At 70.7% G+C, this 21,488-nt stretch carries 18 protein-coding genes; 2 read left to right on the top strand and 16 right to left on the bottom strand.

The features are described from left to right. Positions 1–85: 85 nt before the first annotated feature. The 16 genes from OH735_RS26930 to OH735_RS26855 form a co-directional block, all read right to left on the bottom strand. Positions 86–2,773, bottom strand: a complete 2,688-nt coding sequence (locus OH735_RS26930) for a SpoIIE family protein phosphatase (protein ID WP_406384218.1) — start codon at positions 2,771–2,773, stop codon at positions 86–88. A gap of 164 nt (positions 2,774–2,937) precedes the next feature. Continuing rightward, entirely contained in the window at positions 2,938–4,326 is a 1,389-nt protein-coding gene (locus tag OH735_RS26925; protein ID WP_406384217.1) for a hypothetical protein, read from the bottom strand. A 156-nt stretch (positions 4,327–4,482) separates the two neighbouring features. Continuing rightward, on the bottom strand, positions 4,483–6,090 hold the full coding sequence (cimA, locus tag OH735_RS26920) for a citramalate synthase (RefSeq protein ID WP_406384216.1): 1,608 nt from the start codon (positions 6,088–6,090) through the stop codon (positions 4,483–4,485). A 279-nt stretch (positions 6,091–6,369) separates the two neighbouring features. Further along, positions 6,370–7,704 carry an MFS transporter gene (locus tag OH735_RS26915; protein WP_406384215.1) on the bottom strand — a complete coding sequence of 445 codons (1,335 nt, stop codon included), beginning with the start codon at positions 7,702–7,704 and terminating at the stop codon, positions 6,370–6,372. A gap of 204 nt (positions 7,705–7,908) precedes the next feature. Next, positions 7,909–8,508: a TetR/AcrR family transcriptional regulator gene (locus OH735_RS26910; protein WP_406384214.1), complete on the bottom strand. Its 600-nt coding sequence runs from the start codon at positions 8,506–8,508 to the stop codon at positions 7,909–7,911. Continuing rightward, complete coding sequence (locus OH735_RS26905) at positions 8,505–8,909, bottom strand: hypothetical protein (RefSeq protein ID WP_406384213.1); 405 nt, start codon at positions 8,907–8,909, stop codon at positions 8,505–8,507. The genes OH735_RS26910 and OH735_RS26905 overlap by 4 nt, the downstream gene beginning before the upstream one ends. A gap of 3 nt (positions 8,910–8,912) precedes the next feature. After that, entirely contained in the window at positions 8,913–9,932 is a 1,020-nt protein-coding gene (locus OH735_RS26900) for an agmatine/peptidylarginine deiminase (RefSeq protein WP_406384212.1), read from the bottom strand. Positions 9,933–10,049: 117 nt separating this feature from the next. Next, positions 10,050–11,732 (bottom strand): urease subunit alpha, encoded by a 1,683-nt coding sequence (locus tag OH735_RS26895; protein ID WP_406384211.1) that lies wholly within the window; start codon positions 11,730–11,732, stop codon positions 10,050–10,052. After that, the gene (ureA, locus tag OH735_RS26890; RefSeq protein ID WP_406384210.1) at positions 11,732–12,415 is read right to left on the bottom strand and encodes an urease subunit gamma; all 684 of its coding nucleotides are present in this window, start codon (positions 12,413–12,415) and stop codon (positions 11,732–11,734) included. Before ureA ends, OH735_RS26895 begins: the two co-directional genes overlap by 1 nt. 303 nt (positions 12,416–12,718) lie before the next feature. Continuing rightward, entirely contained in the window at positions 12,719–13,807 is a 1,089-nt protein-coding gene (locus tag OH735_RS26885; protein ID WP_406384209.1) for a branched-chain amino acid aminotransferase, read from the bottom strand. Positions 13,808–14,046: 239 nt separating this feature from the next. Continuing rightward, the gene (locus tag OH735_RS26880) at positions 14,047–15,090 is read right to left on the bottom strand and encodes a 3-isopropylmalate dehydrogenase (RefSeq protein ID WP_406384208.1); all 1,044 of its coding nucleotides are present in this window, start codon (positions 15,088–15,090) and stop codon (positions 14,047–14,049) included. Positions 15,091–15,280: 190 nt separating this feature from the next. Beyond that, positions 15,281–15,409, bottom strand: coding sequence for a hypothetical protein (locus OH735_RS26875; protein ID WP_274535172.1), 129 nt, complete (start codon positions 15,407–15,409; stop codon positions 15,281–15,283). Between the two features lie 393 nt (positions 15,410–15,802). Further along, positions 15,803–16,348, bottom strand: a complete 546-nt coding sequence (locus OH735_RS26870) for a GNAT family N-acetyltransferase (RefSeq protein ID WP_406384207.1) — start codon at positions 16,346–16,348, stop codon at positions 15,803–15,805. Positions 16,349–16,517: 169 nt separating this feature from the next. Next, on the bottom strand, positions 16,518–17,285 hold the full coding sequence (locus OH735_RS26865) for an FAD:protein FMN transferase (protein ID WP_406384206.1): 768 nt from the start codon (positions 17,283–17,285) through the stop codon (positions 16,518–16,520). Further along, positions 17,278–17,721 carry an FMN-binding protein gene (locus tag OH735_RS26860; RefSeq protein ID WP_406384205.1) on the bottom strand — a complete coding sequence of 148 codons (444 nt, stop codon included), beginning with the start codon at positions 17,719–17,721 and terminating at the stop codon, positions 17,278–17,280. Before OH735_RS26860 ends, OH735_RS26865 begins: the two co-directional genes overlap by 8 nt. Positions 17,722–17,732: 11 nt before the next feature. Then, entirely contained in the window at positions 17,733–19,097 is a 1,365-nt protein-coding gene (locus OH735_RS26855; protein WP_406384204.1) for a ferric reductase-like transmembrane domain-containing protein, read from the bottom strand. 170 nt (positions 19,098–19,267) lie between these two features. On the opposite strand from OH735_RS26855, the gene OH735_RS26850 reads away from it, so the two are divergent. Together OH735_RS26850 and OH735_RS26845 are read left to right on the top strand one after the other, a co-directional pair. Then, positions 19,268–20,002 carry a response regulator transcription factor gene (locus OH735_RS26850; protein WP_406384203.1) on the top strand — a complete coding sequence of 245 codons (735 nt, stop codon included), beginning with the start codon at positions 19,268–19,270 and terminating at the stop codon, positions 20,000–20,002. Next, a complete protein-coding gene (locus OH735_RS26845) occupies positions 19,999–21,423 on the top strand; it encodes a sensor histidine kinase (RefSeq protein WP_406384202.1) in 1,425 nt (474 codons plus the stop codon). The genes OH735_RS26850 and OH735_RS26845 overlap by 4 nt, the downstream gene beginning before the upstream one ends. Positions 21,424–21,488 lie beyond the last annotated feature (65 nt).

Genomic DNA, 21,488 nt, shown 5'->3' with positions numbered 1-21,488 from the left:
CGAGCGCGCCCGCCTTCCCCCTCCCCCGCCAGGGACCGAAGGCGGGCGCTCGGCGCTGCGCGAAATCCGAGGGCGGCGTGCAGGTCTACTCGTCGTCCTCCGCCCCTTCCTCCGGTTCGCCGACCGTCTGCTCCGACCAGATCACCTTGCCCGTCTCGGTGTAGCGGGTGCCCCAGCGCTCGGCGAACTGGGCGACGAGGAACAGGCCCCGGCCGCCCTCGTCCGTCGTCGCCGCGTAGCGCAGATGCGGTGAGGTGTTGCTGGTGTCGGACACTTCGCAGATCAGGTTGCGGTCGTAGAGCAGGCGGACCTCGATCGGTCCGGTGCCGTAGCGCACCGCGTTGGTGACCAGCTCGCTCAGGATGAGTTCGGTGGTGAACGCCTCCTCGACCAGGCCGCGGTCGGTGAGCCACTGGGTGACGTTCTTGCGGACTCCGGCGACGGCCGCCGGATCGGTGGCGACGGCCCAGCGCGCGACCTGGTCGGGGTCGAGCGTGCGGGTACGGGCCACGAGGAGGGCCACGTCGTCACTCGGCTGGCCGGGCAGCATCGCGGCGAGTACGTCGTCGCAGGTCTCCTCCGGTGTCCGGTCGCGACCTGCGAGGGAGCCGCGCAGCAGCTCCAGCCCGGTGTCGATGTCCTGGTCGCGCCGCTCGACGAGGCCGTCCGTGTAGAGGACCAGACGGCTCCCTTCGGGTACGTGGAAGTCGGCCGCCTCGAACGGCATGCCGCCGATGCCGAGGGGCTGACCGACCGGAACCTCGGAGAACTCCACGGTGCCGTCGGGGAGGACCAGAACCGGCCCGGGATGGCCGGCCCGGGCCACCGAGCAGTTCCCGGAGACCGCGTCGTAGATCGCGTACAGGCAAGTGGCTCCGGCGATCTCGACGCCGCCGTCGGCCGCTTCGTCCTGGTCGATCCGGCTGACCAGTTCGTCGAGATGTCCGAGGAGCTCGTCGGGCGCGAGGTCCAGCGCGGAGAAGTTGTGGATGCTGGTACGCAGCCGCCCCATGGTGGCGGCGGCGTGCAGTCCCTGGCCGACCACGTCACCGACGACCAGCGCCACGCGGGCGCCCGACAGCGGGATCACGTCGTACCAGTCGCCGCCCACCTCGGCGCGCGCCGGCAGATAGCGGGAGGCCACGTCCAGGGCGTTCTGTTCGGGCAGGCCGCGGGGCAGCAGGCTGCGCTGCAGTGTCACGGCCATTTCGTGCTCGCGCGTGTACCGGCGGGCGTTGTCCAGGCTGACCGCCGCCCGGGCCACCAGTTCTTCGGCGAAGGATTCGTCGTCGGCGTCGAACGGGGCTGTGTCGCCCGCGCGCCAGAAGTTGGCCAGGCCCAGAATGAAACCGCGTGCGTGCAGTGGTACGGAGATCACCGAGTGGAATCCGTAGTTCAGGAGGTCCGTGGCACGCTCGGTGGACCAGTGCCGCCAGCTCAGCGCGGTGATCACTTCGATGCCGAGCCCGGCCTCCGCGATGTTCACGCGCTTGGCCCCGGTCCTGTCGGGAACGAAGCCGACCACTTGTCCGACCGGGAACATAGGCTGGTCCGGGTCCGTGGAGGCGATCGCGGTACGGCGCATTTCCAGTGGGTATCCGGTCTCCGTGGCCGGTTTCTCCCCGGAGACGGGGGGAGGGGCGAGGTCGACGGTGGTGACGTCGGCGAATCCGGGGGTCGCCACATCCGCGAGCTCCTGGGCCGTCCGGGTCACGTCGAGGGTGGTACCGATCCGGGCACCGGCCTCGTAGAGGAGCAGCAGGCGTTCGTTCACGAGTTCCGCCCGGCCCGAGATCGCGCTGAGCTCGGTGGTGTCCCGCAGGGTCGCCACGGTGCTCTGCGGTGCGCCGCGCGTGTCCGTCGGGCGGAGGCTGACGGCCAGCAGCCGGTTGCCGCTGCGCAGCACCCCGTCGGTGGTGGTCCGGCCGGAGACGAGCAGTTCCGTGGTCGCCGGGGGCAGCCCGATGTCCGTGACCGGGCGGCCCTCCGCGTCCGGGGGGAGGTCGAGGAGTCTGCGGGCCTCGTCGTTGACGAGCATCAGCCGGTGGTCGGCCCCGACGATGAGGACGCCCTCGCGGACCGCGTGCAGAACCGCGTCGTGGTGCTCGTACATCCGGGTCATCTCTGCGGGCCCGAGGCCGTGCGTCTGGCGGCGCAGCCGTCTGCTCACGAGCGCCGCGCCGCCCGTGGTGATCGCCGCGGCGACCACCGCCGTGGCGGCACTGAGCGGGATGGACCGGTCAGCCATGATGTTCACCGACTTGTCGGTGAGCCCGACGGACACCAGGCCGACGACCTTCCCGTCGGGCCGGTCGACGGGCACCACCGAGTTGACCGAGGGCCCCAGGCTGCCGCTGAAGCTCCGGGTGAAGGCATGACCCGCCAGGGCCTCCTTGTACGGGCCGCCGACGCGCTTGCCGATCAGCGCGGGGTCGGAGTGGGTGTAGCGGATGCCGTGGACGCTTATCACGACGACGTTGTCGACATGGGCCTCCTTGCGGGTCTCCTCCGCGCGTGGCTGCAGGATTGCCGTGGGGTCCTTGGATTCCAGCGCCGCCACGATCCCCGGCGAGTCGGCGAATGCCTGGGCCACGCTCAGGGTGCGCAGCTTGGCCTCGTTCAGGCTGTCGCGGCGGCTCTGCGCCACCAGCGCGATCGCGGCGGCGGCGACGAGCAGCAGTACGAGCGCGAGCACGAAGCAGAAGACCTGGCCCGCCAGGGTGCGCACGTTGAACAGCGCACGCAGTTCGCCCCCCGGGGAGCAGTGGGTCATGTTCCGGTCGGGCGGCGCAGGCGCAGCTTGGCCCGAGCGCCCCCCATCGTGCCGATGTGGTCGCTGGGCGGTACGCCGTAGCCTCGCCCGAAATCGGCCGATACCAGACATAACTTCAGGTCTAGCATGAATCGCACCTGCCGGAGAGTTCGCTGATCAACGGCTCAGAATCCGCCCCCGTCGAATCCGCCGCCGCCCCCGAGGTCGCCTCCCCCGCCGAAGCCGCCGTCGAAACCCCCTCCGCCGAAGCCGGACGAGTCGAAGTCGGAACCGGAGAAGTCGCCGCCGCTCCAGTCACCGCCGGAGCCGAAGTCTCCCCCGCCGTACTCGTCCGCGTACGCCGGGGAGGACAGCATCGAGCCGAGGACCGTGCCGACCAGCAGGCCGGGGAGCAGACCGCCACCGAAGTAGCCGCCCGCCCAGGGGCCGTACGCCGGGCCCGCCTCCCAGTAGGGACGGCGGCGGCCGTCGCCCATGTCGACGGTGCGGCTCAGTGGTTCCTCGCCCTCGCGCAGCCGGATCTCGTCCGCCGCGCAGACCGGGACCTCGCGGGCCGTGCCGCCGGACGGGGACCACCGGGCGTCGGCGACCGAGGGGCCGTGGCGCGGGTCGAAGAAGCACGGCGGGCGGCGGACGGGCGGTGCGACGCCCGTGCGGCGGGCCTGAAGGACCGCGAGGGAGAACCGGCCGTCCTCCAGGGCCTGGGTGACCGCGCGCACGTCGGACGGGTGCCGGGCCCGGGACATGCGGGATTTCGCGCTCTCGTAGGAGTCGAGCGCCCGCTCGTAGTCGGCGCGCATGGAGTCGTCGGCGCCCGGCTCGGCGGGATGGAACTCCAGCCGGTCCAGGGTTTCGCCGTACGCGGTGATGTCCTCGTCCACCACGAGGCGGAGCTTGTCGAGCGCGGCCCGCTCCTCGCTCTCCTTGCGCTTCCGGTTGCGCCGGAAGATCGTGTACGCCGTACCGGCGCCCAGCACCAGGATCGCGGCGACCGTGATCAGTCCGAAGGCGGTCGACGGCCCGCGACTCGCAAAGGAGCCGCCCCAGGAGGCGGGGGCGCTGCCCCGGGCCTGTTCGACGGCCCGGTCCACGAAGGCGTTCAGCTGGGCCGCGGCGTCGGTGTCCGTGCCGGGTGCCTTGACCGCGGCGGTCAGGTTCTGGACCGCCTGGGTGGACATCACCCGCGGGTCGGCGCCGGCGTTGAATCCGTCGCCGAGACGGACCGCGTACACGCCGGTGATGCCGGTGTCCGTGCGCAGGGTGGCGAGCAGGTTCTGCTCGCCGAACGCCGGGGTCCGTGGAAGTACGGCCACGAACACTGGCTTGTCGGCGTCCTTGATCTTCTTCGTCAGGGCGGCCGCCTGGCTCGGGGAGAGCTGGGCGGCCGCGGCCGGGTCGACGTACACCGGGTTCTTGCGCAGCGCCTGCGCGACATCGTTGATGGGCGATGCGCCGACCGCGGCGGGTGCAGCGGTCGACGCATCGGCGAGCACGACCGCCGACAGAATCAGCAGCAGGCCGGCCAACAAGGTCAGAAACAGCCCATTCCGCATATATCGAAGCTAACCCAGGTGGGTGGTGCCTGCCCGGGCGGCGTCAGCCCTGGGTCGCCCCGTGCCGGCGTTTCCCGTCCTGTTCCGAGCGCGCCCTCGGCCGCCGGACAGGCTGACTCCAGCCTGTCCGGCGATCGAGGACGGTGCCCGGCCGCGTTACTCCGTGGGCTCGACCCCGGCGCGCAGCAGCCCGTACGTGTACGCGTCCTCCAGCGCCTGCCAGGACGCCGCGATGACGTTCTCCGCGACGCCCACGGTCGCCCATTCGCCGGTGCCGTCGCCCGTGGTGATGAGTACTCGGGTGGTGGACTCGGTGCCGGTGCGGCCTTCGAGGATGCGGACCTTGTAGTCGACCAGCTCCAGCTTGGCGAGCTGCGGGTAGATCCGCTCCAGCGCGACGCGCAGCGCCCGGTCGAGCGCGTTGACCGGACCGTTGCCCTCGGCGGTGGCGACGATGCGCTCGCCGCTGGCCCAGAGCTTCACGGTCGCCTCGTTGGCGTGCGTACCGTCGGGGCGGTCCTCGACGATGGCGCGCCAGGACTCGGTACGGAAGTAGCTGCGCGCCCGGCCCTCGGCCTCGGCGCGCAGCAGCAGTTCGAAGGAGGCGTCGGCGGCCTCGTACGTGTAGCCCTTGAGTTCGCGCTCCTTGACGCGTTCGACGACGCGGCCGACGAGCTCGCGGTCGCCGCCGAGGTCGATGCCGAGCTCCTTGCCCTTGAGCTCGATGGAGGCACGGCCCGCCATGTCGGAGACCAGCATCCGCATGGTGTTGCCGACCAGCGCGGGGTCGATGTGCTGGTACAGGTCCGGGTCGACCTTGATCGCGGAGGCGTGCAGTCCGGCCTTGTGGGCGAAGGCGGAGACCCCCACATAGGGCTGGTGGGTGGAGGGCGTCAGGTTGACGACCTCGGCGATCGCGTGGGATACGCGGGTCATGTCGGCGAGCGCGCCCTCGGGGAGGACGGCCTTGCCGTACTTGAGTTCCAGGGCGGCGACGACGGGGAAGAGGTTGGCGTTGCCGACCCGTTCGCCGTATCCGTTGGCGGTGCACTGGACGTGGGTGGCGCCCGCGTCGACGGCGGCGAGGGTGTTGGCGACGGCGCAGCCGGTGTCGTCCTGGGCGTGGATGCCGAGCCGGGCGCCGGTGTCGGCGAGCACGGTGGAGACGACGGCCGTGACCTGCGCGGGGAGCATGCCGCCGTTGGTGTCGCAGAGGATGACGACATCTGCGCCGGCCTCTGCGGCGGCGCGGACGACGGCCTTGGCGTACTCGGGGTTGGCGCGGTAGCCGTCGAAGAAGTGCTCGCAGTCGACGAAGACCCGGCGGCCCTGCTCGCGCAGGAAGGAGACGGTGTCGCGGACCATCTCCAGGTTCTCTTCGAGGGTGGTGCGCAGCGCGAGTTCCACATGGCGGTCGTGGGACTTGGCGACCAGCGTGATCACCGGGGCGCCGGACTCCAGCAGCGCCTTGACCTGGGGGTCCTCCGCGGCCTTGCCACCGGCCCGGCGGGTCGCGCCGAAGGCGACCAGCTGGGCGTTGCGGAATTCGATCTCCTGCTGGGCGCGCGCGAAGAACTCGGTGTCGCGGGGGTTGGCGCCGGGCCAGCCGCCCTCGATGAACCCCACGCCGAAGTTGTCCAGGTGCCGGGCAATGGTCAGCTTGTCCGCGACCGTCAGGTTGATGCCTTCACGCTGGGCACCGTCGCGCAGCGTGGTGTCGAAGACGTGGAAACTGTCGTCGGTGGCCTTGGCCTTGGTGGTCATGCTGGTCTGACTCCTGTCGGATGAGTGGATCCGGACGATCTGGCTCCACTTGCCCCCATCATCCCGCGCGCCTCGCCCCGGCCGAGGTGAGGGCCGGAAAACGAAAAAACCCCTCGCGGGTGCGAGAGGTCTGCGCGCGGGTCTGGGGCACGGTGGCCGCGCCGCACGTAGGTGGTACGGGGCGATCACTGCGGACCGGCGCGCCTGTTGCCAATAATCATGACGAACGAGGGCACGGGGGCAGTCTTGCACAGGGCTGCCGCCGTGCCCTGCCCCGTCTCAGGATGCGGGCGTGACGCTGGTCGCTCCGGACGGCTCCGCGCGCTTCTGTCCGGGCTTGCCTGTGCCGACCCGGTCCAGGTCGATGTCGCGGGTCTCACGCATGGTCAGGTAGACGATCAGGGAGACCGCGGCGCACCCCGCGACGTACCAGTAGAAGCCGGACTCGATGCCCGCCTTCTTGAACCAGAGCGCCACGTATTCGGCGGTGCCGCCGAAGAGCGCGTTGGCGATGGCGTACGGGAGGGCGACGCCCAGGGCGCGGATGCCGGTCGGGAAGAGTTCGGCCTTCACACAGGCGTTGATCGAGGTGTATCCGGTGACGACGACCAGGGCGAGGAGTGCCAGGCCGAAGGCGGGCCAGAAGGTACCGGCGTGCTTGAGCATCGTCATGATCGGCACGGTCAGGAAGGTGGAGCCGACGGCGAAGGTGATCAGCAGCGGGCGGCGGCCGATCCGGTCGGAGAGCATTCCGGCCAGCGGCTGGATGCACATGAAGACGAACAGGGCGCAGAAGCTGACGAGTGAGGCGGTGGACTTCTCCATGCCGGCGCTCTTGGAGAGGAACTTGGTGAGGTAGGTCGTGTACGTGTAGTACGCGACGGTCCCGCCCATGGTCAGCGCCATCACGAGGAACGCCTCGCGCTTGTGCTGCCACAGCGCCTTCAAGGTGCCGCGGTCCTCCTGCTCGGCGGCGCCGGACTCCGCGTAGACCTCGGTCTCCAGCATCGAGCGGCGCAGGTAGAAGACGATCGCGGCGCCGAACGCGCCGACGATGAACGGGATGCGCCAGCCCCAGCTGTGCAGGGCGGCGTCGGACATGTTGCGCTGCAGGACGATCTGGAGGCCGAGGCCGACGAGTTGTCCGGCGGTCATGGACACGTACTGGAAGCTGGAGGCGAAGCCGCGCCGGTGGGGTGCGGACGCCTCGGTCAGGTACGTGGCGCTGGCGGCGTACTCGCCGCCGACGGAGAGTCCCTGGAGGAGCCGGGCCACCAGCAGGACGGCGACGCCGCCGTAGCCCGCGACGTCGTACGTCGGCGCGACGGCGATGAGGATCGCGGAGGCCGACATGAGGGTGACGGTGAGGGTGAGTGCGGCCTTGCGGCCTCTGCGGTCACCGATCCGGCCGAGCAGCCAGCCGCCGACGGGCCTCATGAAGAAGCCGACGGCGAAGATCCCCATGGTGTTCATGAGGTTGGCGGTCTCATTGCCTTCGGGGAAGAACGAGTCCGCGAAGTAGACCGCGAAGGTCGCGTACACGAACCAGTCGAACCACTCGACCATGTTGCCGGCGGAGCCGACCCAGATCTTCTTCCACTGCTCTCGTCCCATGGTCCGTCACCGTGCCCCACTGGCCGGGAACGTGACAACCGTGCACGGGGCAACGATCGCGCGTACTTACGTGCGTTTCGTTCACGTCCGGGGGAACGGCCGCTTCGGTACGGGCAGTCCGCCGTACCGGATCGGCGGCGGGGTGCGGCCGGACGCGCTCGTGCCGATGCGGAAGCGGCTGCCGCAGGGTGGCGATCGGTGGTCTCAGCCGAGCGCCTCGTCCAGGAACTCCCGTACGTGAGTGAGGATCCTGCCCCGGTCGGTGCCCGGCAGGCCGATCGCCACATGGATACTGAACCCGTCGAGCAGGGCGCGCAGCCGGGTCGCGAACCGGTCGGCGTCCACGGCCCGGAACTCCCCGCGCGATCCGCCCTCCGCCAGCAGCGCCACGAGGTCCCGGTGCCAGGCCCCCTCGATCGCGGCCTGCCGGGCCCGCGCGTCGGCGTCAGCGTTCTGCGAGCGGTTCCAGACCTCCAGCCAGAGCGTCCAGTGCGGGTCGCGGTGGCCGTCGGGGATGTACAGGTCGACGTACGCGTCGAGCCGCTCGCGGACGGAGGTCTGCCGGGCCAGCAGCTCCCGCCGCGCGACGCCGAGCCGGCCCTCGCTCCACTCCAGGGTCTGCAGGAGCAACTCGTCCTTGGTGCGGAAGTAGTAGAGAAGATGACCGCTGCTCATGGAGACGTCACGGCCGAGCCCGGCCATGGTGAGCCCGTCGAGCCCGCGCTCGGCGATGGTGGCCATGGCGGCGGCCAGCACGTCCTCGCGGGGCGGGGCGGTGTTGCGGCGGCGCGGGGCGGGGGTCATCGGGCGGCTCCCCCGGTCCATCCGTCCGCCACGAGCAGCGCCCGCATCTCGTCCTCGGCCGTCGGACCGGGCAGGTGCAGACGCAACTGCCCGGTCATGCCCAGCAGTTCGGGCGTGATCTCCATCCAGCCCCGGCTGCTGCGCACCTCCTCCGCCACATCCTCCGCCACATCCTCCATGAACCGGTTCATGACGGCGTACGGAATGTCCCGGTGCCCGGTCTGCTCGTCGAAGCAGACCGTGGGCGTGCGGTCCGGGTCCTCGTCCGGGACGATCGCGGTGAGGAAGGTGCGGCCGGGAGGGTCCGTCTCGGCAAGTTCCAGGTACCACGCGTCGTCCGGCACCGAGTAGCGGCGCCCGATCGCATAGCCCTGTCCGGCTACCTGGAAATTGCTCGACATGGATCAGACCTCGGGCTGCTGCTGCGTGATGCAGTGAATGCCTCCACCGCCGGCAAAGATCGTACGGGCGTCGACCAGGGTCACGGTCCGTTCGGGGTAGAGACGCCGGAAAATACCTGCCGCGATCTCGTCGCGGGGGTCGTCGAAGCCGCACAGCACCACGCCACCGTTGCAGACATAGTGGTTGATGTACGAGTAGTCGACCCAGTGATCGTCCTCGTCGCGCACCACGGTCGGGGCAGGGACCTCGACGACCTCCAGGGAACGCCCCTGAGCGTCGGTCTGGGCCCTGAGCATGGCCACGTTCTCCTCGCAGAACTCGTGGTCGGGGTGGGACGGGTCCGGCTGGGTGTGGACGACCACGACGCCGGGTCCGGCGAACGCGGCGACGATGTCGACATGGCCGAGGGTGCCGAAGCCGTGGGGCGGGTAGTCACCGGTCAGGCCGCGCTTCAGCCAGATCGCCTTCGTGGTGCCGAGCCTGGCGTGGATCTCGGCCTCGACCTCCTCCTTGGTCCAGCCCGGGTTGCGCTCGGAACCGAGCTGGACGGTCTCGGTGAGGAGGACGGTGCCTTCGCCGTCCACGTGGATGCCGCCGCCCTCGTTGACGAGAGGCGAGCTGTGCACCGGGACCCCCGCGAGATCCGCGACATGGCGGGCGATCTTCGCGTCGTGTTCCCAGGTGGCCCAGTCCTGTGCGCCCCAGCCGTTGAACACCCAGTCCACGGCGGCCAATTGGCTGCCGTCCGTGACGAAGGTCGGACCGATGTCGCGCATCCAGGCGTCGTCCAGCTCGCGCTCGACCAGGTCGATGTCCGGACCGAGGAGGGCACGGGCGCCCTCCGACTGGCCCGGCCCGACGACCATGGTGACCGGCTCGAAACGGCGTACGGCCCGGGCCACCGAGGCCCACGCCTCGCGGGACTCGGCAAGGTCGTCACCGGTGAACGTGACGTTGGGGCCCGGCCAGGCCATCCAGGTGCGCTCGTGCGGGGCCCACTCGGGCGGCATACGGAAGGTCATGTCGTTGGACTCCTCAAGGCTGCGTGCTGGAAAGCTGGGTGCTGGGAGACTGTGTGCTCGAAGGCTGTGTGCTGGAAGGCTGTGTGCTGGAAGGCTGTGTGCTGGAAGGCTGGGTTCTTACAGGAAATAGAGGCGGTTGAGGGACACCGATTCGGCGGGTTCCGAGCGCATCGGGGCACCGTCCAGCGTGACCAGCCCAGTGCGCCCGTCCACCGCCACGTCCCCGATGCGGGAGTTGAGCCGCAGATCCGCCGGGCCGATCCCGCGCGTGCCGCGCACGGCCACCCTGCGCCGTCGCGTCGGCATCAGGTCGGAGCCCAGCTCGGTCGCGGCCCTCGCGACGAAGGCCACCGAGATATCGGCGGGGGTCGCGCCATGCCCCCCGAACAGCGGTCCCAGGACCAGCGGTTCACAGGTGTCGGTCGCTGCGTTGGGGTCGCCCGTCACACCCCAGGCCGGGAAGCCCGCCTTCAGTACCATCTGCGGCTTCGCCCCGAAGTACTGCGGCTTCCACAGCACGATGTCGGCGAGCTTGCCCACCTCGATCGAACCGATCTCGTGCGCGAGGCCGTGCGCGATGGCCGGGTTGATCGTCAGCTTCGCCATGTAGCGCAGCACCCGGGCGTTGTCGTCGTGCGCGCCGTCGCCCTCCATCGGGCCCAGCTCGGCCTTCATCTTCCCGGCCATGGCGAAGGTACGGCGTACGGTCTCGCCCGCGCGCCCCATCCCCTGCGCGTCCGACGAGGTGATGCCGATCGCGCCGAGGTCGTGCAGCACGTCCTCGGCGCCCATCGTCCCGGCCCTGATCCGGTCCCGCGCCATGGCGGCGTCCCCGGGCAGGTCGGTCTTGAGGTCGTGTACCGAGACGATCATCCCGTAGTGCTCGGCCACCGCGTCCCGGCCGAACGGCAGGGTCGGATTGGTGGACGAGCCGATGACGTTCGGCACACCCGCCATCTTCAGGACGTTCGGTACGTGTCCACCGCCGCAGCCCTCGATGTGGAAGGCGTGGATCGTCCGGCCGTCCAGGACACGCAGAGTGTCCTCGACGGACAGACACTCGTTCAGCCCGTCGCTGTGCAGGGCGACCTGCACGTCGTGTTCCTCGGCGACGCGCAGGGCGGTGTCGAGCGCACGGGTGTGCGCGCCCATGTCCTCGTGCACCTTGAAGCCGGATGCACCGCCCTCGGCGAGCGCCTCCACCAGGGGCGCGTCGTCGGAGGACGAGCCGCGGGCCAGGAAGCCGATGTTGACCGGCCAGGCGTCGAAGGCGTTGAAGGCGTGGCGCAATGCCCACGGCGAGTTGACGCCGACGCCCCACACCGGGCCGAACTCCTGGCCGATGACGGTGGTGACGCCGGAGGCGAGCGAGGCCTCCATGATGCGCGGCGAGAGCAGATGGACGTGGGTGTCGACGGCACCGGCCGTCGCGATCAGGCCCTCGCCGGACACGATCGTGGTGCCCGTGCCGACGACGACGTCCACGCCGTCGAGCGTGTCCGGGTTGCCGGCCCGCCCGATGGAGTGGATCCGGCCTTCGCGGATGCCGATGGAAACCTTGCGGATGCCTTGAACAGCGTCGATGACCAGCACGTTGCTGATGACGACGTCGCAGGTGTCGCGTACGGCCGCGGCCTTGAGGTGCAGCCCGTCGCGCGCGGTCTTGCCGAAGCCGGCCAGGAACTCGTCGCCGTGCGCCTGCGCATCCGACTCGACGCGCACCACCAGGCCGGAGTCGCCGAGAACGACCCGGTCTCCGGCGCGCGGTCCGTGGACCGATGCGTATTCGTTGGGGTCCATCAGGCGTCCTCCGCTCCCAGATAGCCGCAGGCCGCCGCGCGCCGCAGGGCCTCTTCCTTCGCGCCGGGTGCGTCCAGCGGTCCGTCGACCAGGCCCGCGAAACCGATCGCGATGCGAGCACCGCCGATCGGCAGCAGGCCGACCTCGGCCTCGCCGCCCGGGTCGAAGCGGACCGACGATCCGGCGGGGACGCACAGCCGCATTCCGTACGCCGCGGCCCGGTCGAAGTCGAGGCGCGGGTTGGCTTCGAAGAAGTGGAAGTGCGAGGTGACGCTGACCGGGACGGTCGCGGTGTTGTGCACGGTCAGCCGCAGCGCGGGCTCGGGCTCGGCGTGCGGCGGTGCGGGCAGTACGGCGCCGGGTGCGGCGTCGCCGAGCCCTCCCCCGATGGGCTCCGAGACGACCGCGAGCCGGGATCCGTCGTCGAAGACGGCCTCCACATGCACCTCGGTGACCACATCCGCCACACCGGGCAGGACGTCGTCGGGCCCCAGCACGCCGCGCGCGGCCTCGATCGCCTCGGCGAGCCGCTTTCCGTCCCGGGCCGCCTCGCAGACGGTGTCCGCTATGAGCGCGGTCGCCTCGGGGACATTGAGCCTCAGCCCACGCGCCCGGCGCGCCCGTGCCAGTTCGGCGGCGCCGAAGAGCAGGAGCCGATCTCGCTCGGTAGGGGTAAGTCGCAAGTCAGTACACCTCCAATTTGAACGCCACTCTAATCAAGAATTCCCTATTTGAGAACCGTTGTCGGAGAGCTTCGCTCTGGCTCATATAGAGCGGCACTCAAACTGTCGAACGTCAGGGGCGGCCTCATGCCGATAGAACAGCGCGGAGTCGACACCCCGTGGGCGGTGATCACCCTGATCGGCCTGGTCCGATGTCGCGGTGTCTACGGCTCGCAGGCGCAGCCGTCCGCCGTGTCCTGAACAGGAACGACGACGCCCGCCCCGGCTGCTGCCGGGGCGGGCGTCGCGGTACGGGACCGTGGCTCAGCCGAGCGGGTGCATCCAGCCGTGGGTGTCCTCGACAACGCCGCGCTGGATGTCCAGCAGGCGCTCACGCAGCTTCATCGTGACCTCGCCGGGCGCGCCGTCGCTCTGGGTCCACTCGCCGCCCGCGGACTTCACGATGCCGACGGGGGTGATGACGGCGGCGGTGCCGCAGGCGAAGACCTCGGTGAGGCTGCCGTTCTCGGTGTCGGCGCGCCACTGGTCGATGGAGACGCGGCCCTCCTCGGACTCGTAGCCGAGGTCGCGGGCGACCTTGAGCAGCGAGTCGCGGGTGACACCGGCGAGCAGGGAGCCGGTCAGGGCCGGGGTGATGATCTTGTTCCCGTACACGAAGTACAGGTTCATCCCGCCGAGCTCCTCGACCCACTTGTGCTCGACCGCGTCGAGGTAGGCGACCTGGTCGCAGCCCTGCTCGGCGGCCTCGGCCTGGGCGAGGAGGGAGGCGGCGTAGTTGCCGCCGGTCTTGGCGTCGCCCATGCCGCCGGGGACGGCGCGGACGCGGTTCTCGGAGAGCCAGATGGAGACCGGCTTGACGCCACCGGGGAAGTAGGCGCCGGCGGGCGAGGCGATGACGACGAAGAGGTACTCGTTGGCGGGCTTCACACCGAGGCCGACCTCGGTGGCGACCATGAACGGACGCAGGTAGAGCGACTCCTCGCCGCCGTGCGCCGGAACCCATGCCTTGTCCTGCTGGACCAGCACGTCGCACGCCTCGATGAACGTCTCGACGGGCAGTTCCGGCATGGCCAGCCGGTGCGCCGAGGCCTGGAAGCGCTTGGCGTTCGCCTCGGGGCGGAACGTGGCGACGCTGCCGTCGGGCCGGCGGTAGGCCTTGAGGCCCTCGAAGATCTCCTGCGCGTAGTGCAGGACGGTGGTCGCGGGGTCGAGAGAGAGCGGGCCGTAGGGGACGAGCTGGCCGTCGTGCCAGCCGCGGCCCTCGGTCCACCGGATCGTCACCATGTGATCGGTGAAGTAGCGGCCGAACCCGGGCTTGACCAGGATCGCCTCGCGCTCCGCGTCGGACAGCGGGTTCGAGGAGGGCTTGAGCTCGATCGTGGGCGTCGTCATGTGTGCGTGTCCTTCACCGGTTGTGTGTGTTGGACCGCGCTCACGTCGCCCCTGAGACAGGTGCTAGGACGTCCGAGCTTCACCGCGAGCGACGGCCCCGTTCGATTATCGCTCCGGGGTGGCCGTGCACGAAATGACGTGAATGCGGTCCAGTGGTCGATGGTGGCACCCGGGACCGCATAGGAGAAGCCGCCGGGTGCGGTTGCAACCCGGCGGCTTCGAAAATTCGAGTCGTCGGGTCAGCTCGCTACTCGTACCGCGAGCGCGTCGCCGATCTGGTCGGTCGTACGGGTCGTCCCTCCGTCGCGCTCCGCGAGGTCGGCGGAGACGGCGTCCTCGATGCGCACGGCCTGGGCCTCGTAGCCGAGGTGGCGCAGCAGGAGGGCGACGGAGAGGATCGTGGCGGTCGGGTCGGCCTTGCCCTGTCCCGCGATGTCGGGGGCAGAGCCGTGGACCGGCTCGAACATCGACGGGAAGGCGCCCGTCGGGTTGATGTTGCCGGACGCGGCCAGGCCGATGCCGCCGGTCACGGCAGCGGCGAGGTCGGTGAGGATGTCACCGAAGAGGTTGTCGGTGACGATGACGTCGAAGCGCTCCGGCTGGGTGACGAAGAAGATCGTCGCGGCGTCGACGTGCAGATAGTCGGTGGTGACCTCGGGGTATTCGGTCGCGACCTTGTCGAAGGTGTTCTTCCACAGGTGGCCCGCGTACACGAGGACGTTGTTCTTGTGAACGAGCGTCAGCTTCTTGCGGGGGCGGGCGTTGGCCCGCTCGAAGGCGTCACGGACGACGCGCTCGACACCGTACGCGGTGTTCACGCTGACCTCGGTGGCGACCTCGGCCGGCGTACCGGTGCGCAGCGAACCGCCGTTGCCGGTGTACGGGCCCTCGGTTCCCTCTCGGACGACGACAAAGTCGATGTCCGGGCGGCCGGCCAGCGGCGTCGCGGTGTTCGGGAACAGCTTCGACGGCCGCAGGTTGATGAAGTGGTCGAAGGCGAACCGCAGCTTCAGCAGGAGCCCGCGCTCCAGGACGCCGGACGGCACGGAGGGGTCACCGATCGCGCCGAGCAGGATGGCGTCGTGGCCCTTGAGGGCCGCCAGCTCCTCGTCCGGGAGGGTTTCACCGGTACGGTGCCAGCGCCGGGCGCCAAGGTCGTACTCCTTGGTCTCCAGCTTCACATCTTGCGGGAGAACAGCGTTGAGGACCTTGAGGCCCTGGGCCACGACCTCCTGGCCGATACCGTCACCGGGGATCACTGCGAGATTGATGCTGCGAGACATGCCCGCACCTTACTGCGCGTCCCACCTCCTGACACGCCACGTCCACCATACGGACACATGGCGACTCCCGGCGCCGGACGGCATGCCCGTATGAAGGTCACCGCGCTCGCCGAGTCGGGCGAGCGCATCGACCACTTCGAGATCGGCCGCGGCTGAGCACCGACCGGGCGGCCGGTCTCAGCGGCCGGTCTCAGTGGCCCGTGGAGCCGCCGTTGTCCCTGCGGTCGAGGGCCCGCTGCAGGGCGGCGGCGGCATTGCGGCGCTCCGACTCGGTCGGGCGGTGGGCGTGACGGACGCGGCGGACAGTCGTCTCGGCCATGGTGATCGACTCCTTGAGATCGCGGGGATTTCGAGATCGAAAAATCGTGAACGTGATTTCGAGATCAGGATTTCGAGGCGCCGGAAGGGGCGGGGAGCGGGCGCCGCAGGGGTTGCCTGCACGAGGGCGCGCACTCACGACCGCCAGTCGCTGGATCTAGCGAGACGTTCGGCTCCTACAAAGTTAGGACAGCTCGGCCGGTCTGTCTCCACAATTACTCGGACTTCCTACTATCTGAGACGGAAGGTTTACGACTGGCCAGCCCCCTGGTACGGGCTGATGTCGAACCTGCGGGCCCGCAACGAGCTGGGGCACCAGCCGCTGTACCCGTCGGTGTGGACGGCCCGGGAAGCGGGAGCGCTGCAGGAGGCCGCCCGGCGCACCCGGCTCCGGTCACAGCACATCGCCGTCCCGCCAGTCGAAGACCAGCGTGCCGGAGGCGGCGGGCAGCGCGTGGCCGGTCGTGGGCCGGATGTACGTGCTGCCCTCCTCGTCCGGCAGCCGCTCCATCCCGTGCCTTCCCTGTACGGCGATCCGCCCCGGCCACACCCGCCAGCCGCGCCCGGCGTACAGCGGGGCCCCGGCAGCCGACGCGGACAGGGCCCCGAAGGCGTACGCCCCGTCGACGACCTCCTCCAGCGCGGCCATCACCCGGCCCCCGAGCCCCTCCCGGCGGCGGTCGGCGCGGACGGCCACGGCCTCCACGTAGCCGATCCGGTACGAGCGGCCCTCGTGGATCACCCGGCGCTGGACGACGCTGCCGTGTGCGAGCAGCCCGCCGCCGTCCCGCACGTACGCGTGGATGCCGCCGAGGCCGTGGTCCCAATCGTCGTCGCTGAAGCCGCCCTCGAAGGCGGTGTCCAGGAAGGCGCGGATCTCGTCGAGGGCGGCCGGGGTCAGGCGGTAGGTGTGCGCGGTGCGCAGCGTCGGCTCCGTCATGTGTTTCGGCCTCCAAGGTTGTGAACCTGCGCGGACAGAGCGAACGTTCGCCGTCCTGCTGGCAGCGGTCCCGCGTCGGTGATTCCTGGTGGTCGATGATTCCTGGTGGGGGGCCGGGCAAAGGTGCGGGCCCCGTTCCCTGCGGGAGGCCACGAGTCCGCGTCCTGCCTCATGACCCGTACCGGCTGAATCCTGATGTCTGCCACGTCCGGCCGTCGGGCAGGACGGCGAGCGCCTCGTGGCCGTCCAGTGCTTCCAGCCAGTCCCGTGCGTCCTCGCCCCTGGCGAACGCCGCGGTGGTGTAGGCGTCGGTCGTGGTCAGCCGGGGCCCGATGACGGTGAGGGAGGCGAACGCGGTGGCCGGTGTGCCGCTGTACGGGTCGAGGATGTGGGCGCCTCTTTCGGCGGTGCCCGAGGTCGCGACGGCCAGGTCGTGGCGTGCGGTGATGACGGTGGCCAGTTCGCCGGGGCGCAGGGGGTGGGCGATGCCGATGCGCCAGGGGGTGCCGGCGGTTGCCCGGCCGCGGAGTTGGAGGTCGCCTCCGCCGTTGACGCAGGTGTGGTGCGCGCCCGCTTCGTGGAGCAGCCGGGACGCGGCTTCGGTGGCCCAGCCCTTGACGAGTCCCGAGGGGTCCAGGGCACCGGCCGGGACGATGCTGAACCAGCCGTTGGTGACGTGGCCGGCCCCCGCGCAGAGGGACAGCACTTCATGGACTTCGGGAGGGCAGTCGTTCAGGTGGATCTCGCCACGGTCGAGGCGGCTGATGTGGCTGTCGGACCGGTAGGTGGAGAACACGGCGTCGACCCGGTGAAGCTGACGCACGGCCTCGGCGAGGGCGCGGTGGATGGCCGGGGTGGGCTTGTCGCGGATGTCGAAGGAGAAGACGGTGCCCATGACGTGTTCGACGTGGCGCAGTCCGTGTGCGGTGTCAGGCATGAGCCCGGTCCAGGGCGCTCTGCAGGGATTGGATGTAGCCCTGGCTGGTGTAGCTGGCGCCGGTTACGGCGTCGATGTGCGCGCTCTGGGCGCCGATGGCCTCGTGGGTGAGACGGGGCAGCGCGTAGGAGGCGATCTGCTGGTCGCGGCCGTTCTGGTCCGGGGCCTGGAGAACCTTGACGGCAGTGATCCTTCCCTGCGAGAGGGCGGCGGCGACCTGCACGGCCCCGTAGGGGGTGTCGATGGGATCGCCGGTGAATGTGCCGGTGCCGGTGGATGCGCCGGATGAGGTGCCCGCGGGGGTGCGCGGGGAGGCGGAGTCCGTCGGGGAACGGGGGGCCACCCCGGCGAGGGCCGGGAACTGGTGCGGTTTGAGGGCGAGCAGCGCGACGACGAGGGCGCTGATCCCGGTGGTGGCGACGACGGCTCGGCGCATGGTGGTTCTCCTCAGAACGCGAACGACTCGTGGTGGATGCTTCGTGCCGGGACGCCGGCGTCGCGCAGGGCCTGGATCGCGGCCTGTGTCATGCCGGGCGGACCGCAGAGGTAGACGTCGTGCGCGGCGAGATCCGGAACCAGGGCGGTCAGGCCCCGGGCAGTGAGGGGTGAGGAGTATCCGGCCGGTTCGTCGACGACGTAGTGCACGGTGGCCCGTCGGTGGGCGGCTATCGCGTCGATTTCGCCGCGCAGGGCGAGGTCGTCGGCACGGCGCGCCCGGTAGACGAGGGTCACCTGTCCCGGCAGCGTCTCGAAGAGCGTGCGCAAGGGGGTGATGCCGACGCCGCCGGCCAGGAGCAGGACCTTGGGAGAGGTGCGGCGGTTCGCGGTGAAGCCGCCGTACGGTCCCTCTGCCCACACCCGGGTACCGGGCGCCAGGCCGGCGAGGGCGGCGCTGTGGCCACCGGCCGTCTTCACCGTGATGCGCAGACGTCTGGGGTGGGCGGGGGCGGAGAGGGAGTACGGATTGGCGGTCCACCACAGACCGCGGGTCATGAAGCGCCAGCGCAGGAACTGCCCCGGCTCGCCCCCCAGCTCGTCGAGATGTTCGCCGGTGAGGTGGACGGAGACGACGCCCGGCGCCTCGGGGTGGACCGCGCTCACGCGCAGGCGGTGGCGCAGTCCGCGCCGCAGCGGTACGGCGAACCGGTACCACGCGACCAGCGCGGCGACGCCGAGGAACAGCGTGTACCAGGCGATCTGGGCGACGCGGTTGCCGACGAAGTCGGCTCCGTTGGAGAGCTGGTGTCCGAAGGTGAGGAAGACGGCCAGGTAGGTGGCAAAGTGCAGGTAGTGCCAGGTCTCGTAACTCAGCCTGCGGCGGGCCGCACGGGCCGAGAGAACTCCGGTGACCAGGAACAGCAGGAAGCCGGCCGTGCCTTTGAGGAGGTCGGGATAGTGCAGGACGAGCCTGGAGGTCTGGCCCACCACGCTGGTGTGGGAGGTCAGTGAATAGCCCCAGATGATCAGCAGGGTGTGGGCGAGGGCCAGGGAGATGGTGCAGCGGCCGCCCAGGGCGTGCCAGCGGGCGAGCCGGTCGGTTCCGATGGTGTGGTCCAGCAGCGGAACACGGGCCATCAGGGCCAGCAGCACCGCGCAGGCGTACCCGGCCAGCAGCCCCGTGATGCGCCCCGCCCCGGTCAGCCAGCCCGCTGGGCCGACCACCGCAGTCGTGTCGCTCCACCACAGGGCCAGCACCCCCGCCCCGCCGGCCCCGATCACCAGCGGCGCCAGGAACGGCACAAAGCTGCGGCGCGGGCGCCGGTGGCGCATCCCGCGGCTCTCGTAGGTGGTGCTGGTGAACGTGGTGGTCATGGGCTCCTCCGGATAGGACTCGCTCCGGCGATGGGCGGCCAGCCTCACAGCCCAGCCTCTGCGTTCCTTCTGAATCCGCCCCGCCGGCCACCCTCGGCGCCGATTCAGACGAATCTCACAGACACCGCCCGCCCCGCTACGGCCCTCGCCGGGGGGATGCTGAAGGAACCATGGACAAGCCGCATACGACATCGCTTCTGCACCGCCCCGACGGAGGATCCGTGCGGGTCCTCGTCGTCGACGACGAACCCGACGTCACCGACGTCCTGAGCGGCGTCATGACCAGCGAGGGCTGGCAGGTCCGCACCGCCGCCGACGGCGCGGCCGCGCTCGCGACCGCCCGTGATTTCCGGCCCGACGCGGTGGTCCTGGACTGCATGCTGCCCGACCTCGACGGCCTGCAGGTCCTGCGCGCGCTCAGACGCGAGGCACCCAGCGTCTGCGTGCTGTTCCTGACCGCCCGCGACGCGGTCGAGGACCGCATCGCCGGCATCACGGCCGGCGGCGACGACTACGTCACCAAGCCCTTCAGCCTGGAAGAGGTCCTGGCCCGGCTGCGCGGACTGCTCCGGCGGGCCGGCATGACCGCCGAGCCGGGGGCACACCGGCTCACCGTCGGGAACCTCACCATGGACGAGGAAGCCAGGGAGGTCAGACGCGGCGGGGTCACCGTCTACCTGTCCCGGACCGAGTTCGAGCTCCTGCGCTTCCTCATGCGCAACCCGCGCAGAGTCCTGTCCAAGGACCAGATCCTCGACCGGGTCTGGGCCTACGACTTCGGCGGCCGCGCCCACGTCGTCGAGCTCTACATCAGCTACCTGCGCAAGAAGATCGACGCCGGACGGACCCCGATGATCCACACCGTGCGCGGCGTCGGCTACGTCCTCAAGCCGGATTCCCCATGAGACGCCCACTGCCCCGCAGCCTGCGCGGCCAGCTCACCGCCGGACTCGTCGCCCTGCTCGCCCTCGCCTGCCTCGCCGTCGGCATCACCACCGCCCTCGCCCTGCGAGGCTTCCTGGTGGGGCGCCTTGACGATCAGCTCTCCGCCTCCGGCGGCCGGTTCGCCGCCAGCCTGGAACACGAGGCCAGGCCCGACGCCGACAACCGCCCCGACACCCGGGGCCAGGCCGAATCGACCTTCGGCGCCCGCCTCGTGAACAGCTCCGTCACCCGGGCCGCTGTCGTCGACGACGCGAGCGACCGCCCCCTCCCCCTCTCCCCCGGGGACCGCCGCGCCCTGGCGGGGATCCCCGCTGACGGGCACGGACACAGCATCCGCGTCTCCGCTCTGGGGATCTACCGCGTCACGGCTGTCCGGGGCGACGACCAGGACATCCTGATCACCGGGCTGCCCCTGCGCCCGGTGGAAGAGACCGTTCACCGCCTCGAAGCGGTCGAAGCCGCACTGTTCGGCGCTGCCCTCACGGTCACCGGCGTCGCCGGGGCCCTGTGGGTCAGGTTCTCCCTGCGCCCCCTCCAGCACGTCACCGCCCGGGCCGCGGAGGTGGCCGGGCTGCCGCTCGCGAGCGGCGAGGTCGCCATGCCGGGGCCGCTTCCCGACACCGACCCCCGCACCGAGGTCGGTCAGGTCGGCACCGCCCTCAACCACATGCTCGGCCACATCGAAGACGCTCTCACCCGGCGCCAGGCCGGCGAGGAACGGCTCCGGCACTTCGCCGCCGACGCCAGCCACGAACTGCGCACCCCTGTCGCCAACATCCGGGGCCACGCCGAACTCGCCCTGCGCCACGAAGGCCCAGTTCCCGGCGCGGTCCGCCACGCCCTGGAACGCATCGAAGGCGAGTCGCAGCGCATGACCGTCCTGGTCGACGACCTGCTCCTGCTCGCCCGGCTGGACGCCGGGCGCCCCCTAGGACACGATCCGGTCGATCTGACCCTGCTGATCCTGAACGCGACGGACGACGCACGCGCCGTCGGCCCCGACCACCGCTGGCTCCTCGACCTCCCCGAAAAACCGGTCACCGTCACCGGCGACGCCCACCGGCTCCAGCAGGCCTTCGGCAACCTCCTCGCCAATGCCCGCACCCACACCCCGCCCGGCTCCGAGGTGACCATCACCCTCACCGCTGATCAGGCCGGCGTCGCCGTGAGCGTGAGCGACAACGGGCCAGGCATTCCCGAAGAGCTCCAGCCGGAGGTCTTCGGACGCTTCGTCCGCGCCGACCACGCCCGCTCCCGCACCACCGGAAGCACCGGTCTGGGCCTCGCCATCGTCCACGCCGTCATCACCGCCCACAGCGGAACCGTTGCCGTCACCAGCCGCCCGGGACGCACCACCTTCCGCCTGACACTCCCCGGCTGACGCCGTGCACCCAGGTCACCGCACCGGAGGGGCAGGCCGGAGGGCAGACCCGCACCACGGGCCGG

Origin of the sequence: Streptomyces sp. NBC_01618, assembly GCF_045209435.1 — a bacterium.
Taxonomy (GTDB): domain Bacteria; phylum Actinomycetota; class Actinomycetes; order Streptomycetales; family Streptomycetaceae; genus Streptomyces.
This window is presented reverse-complemented; position numbering and strand designations above follow the sequence as displayed.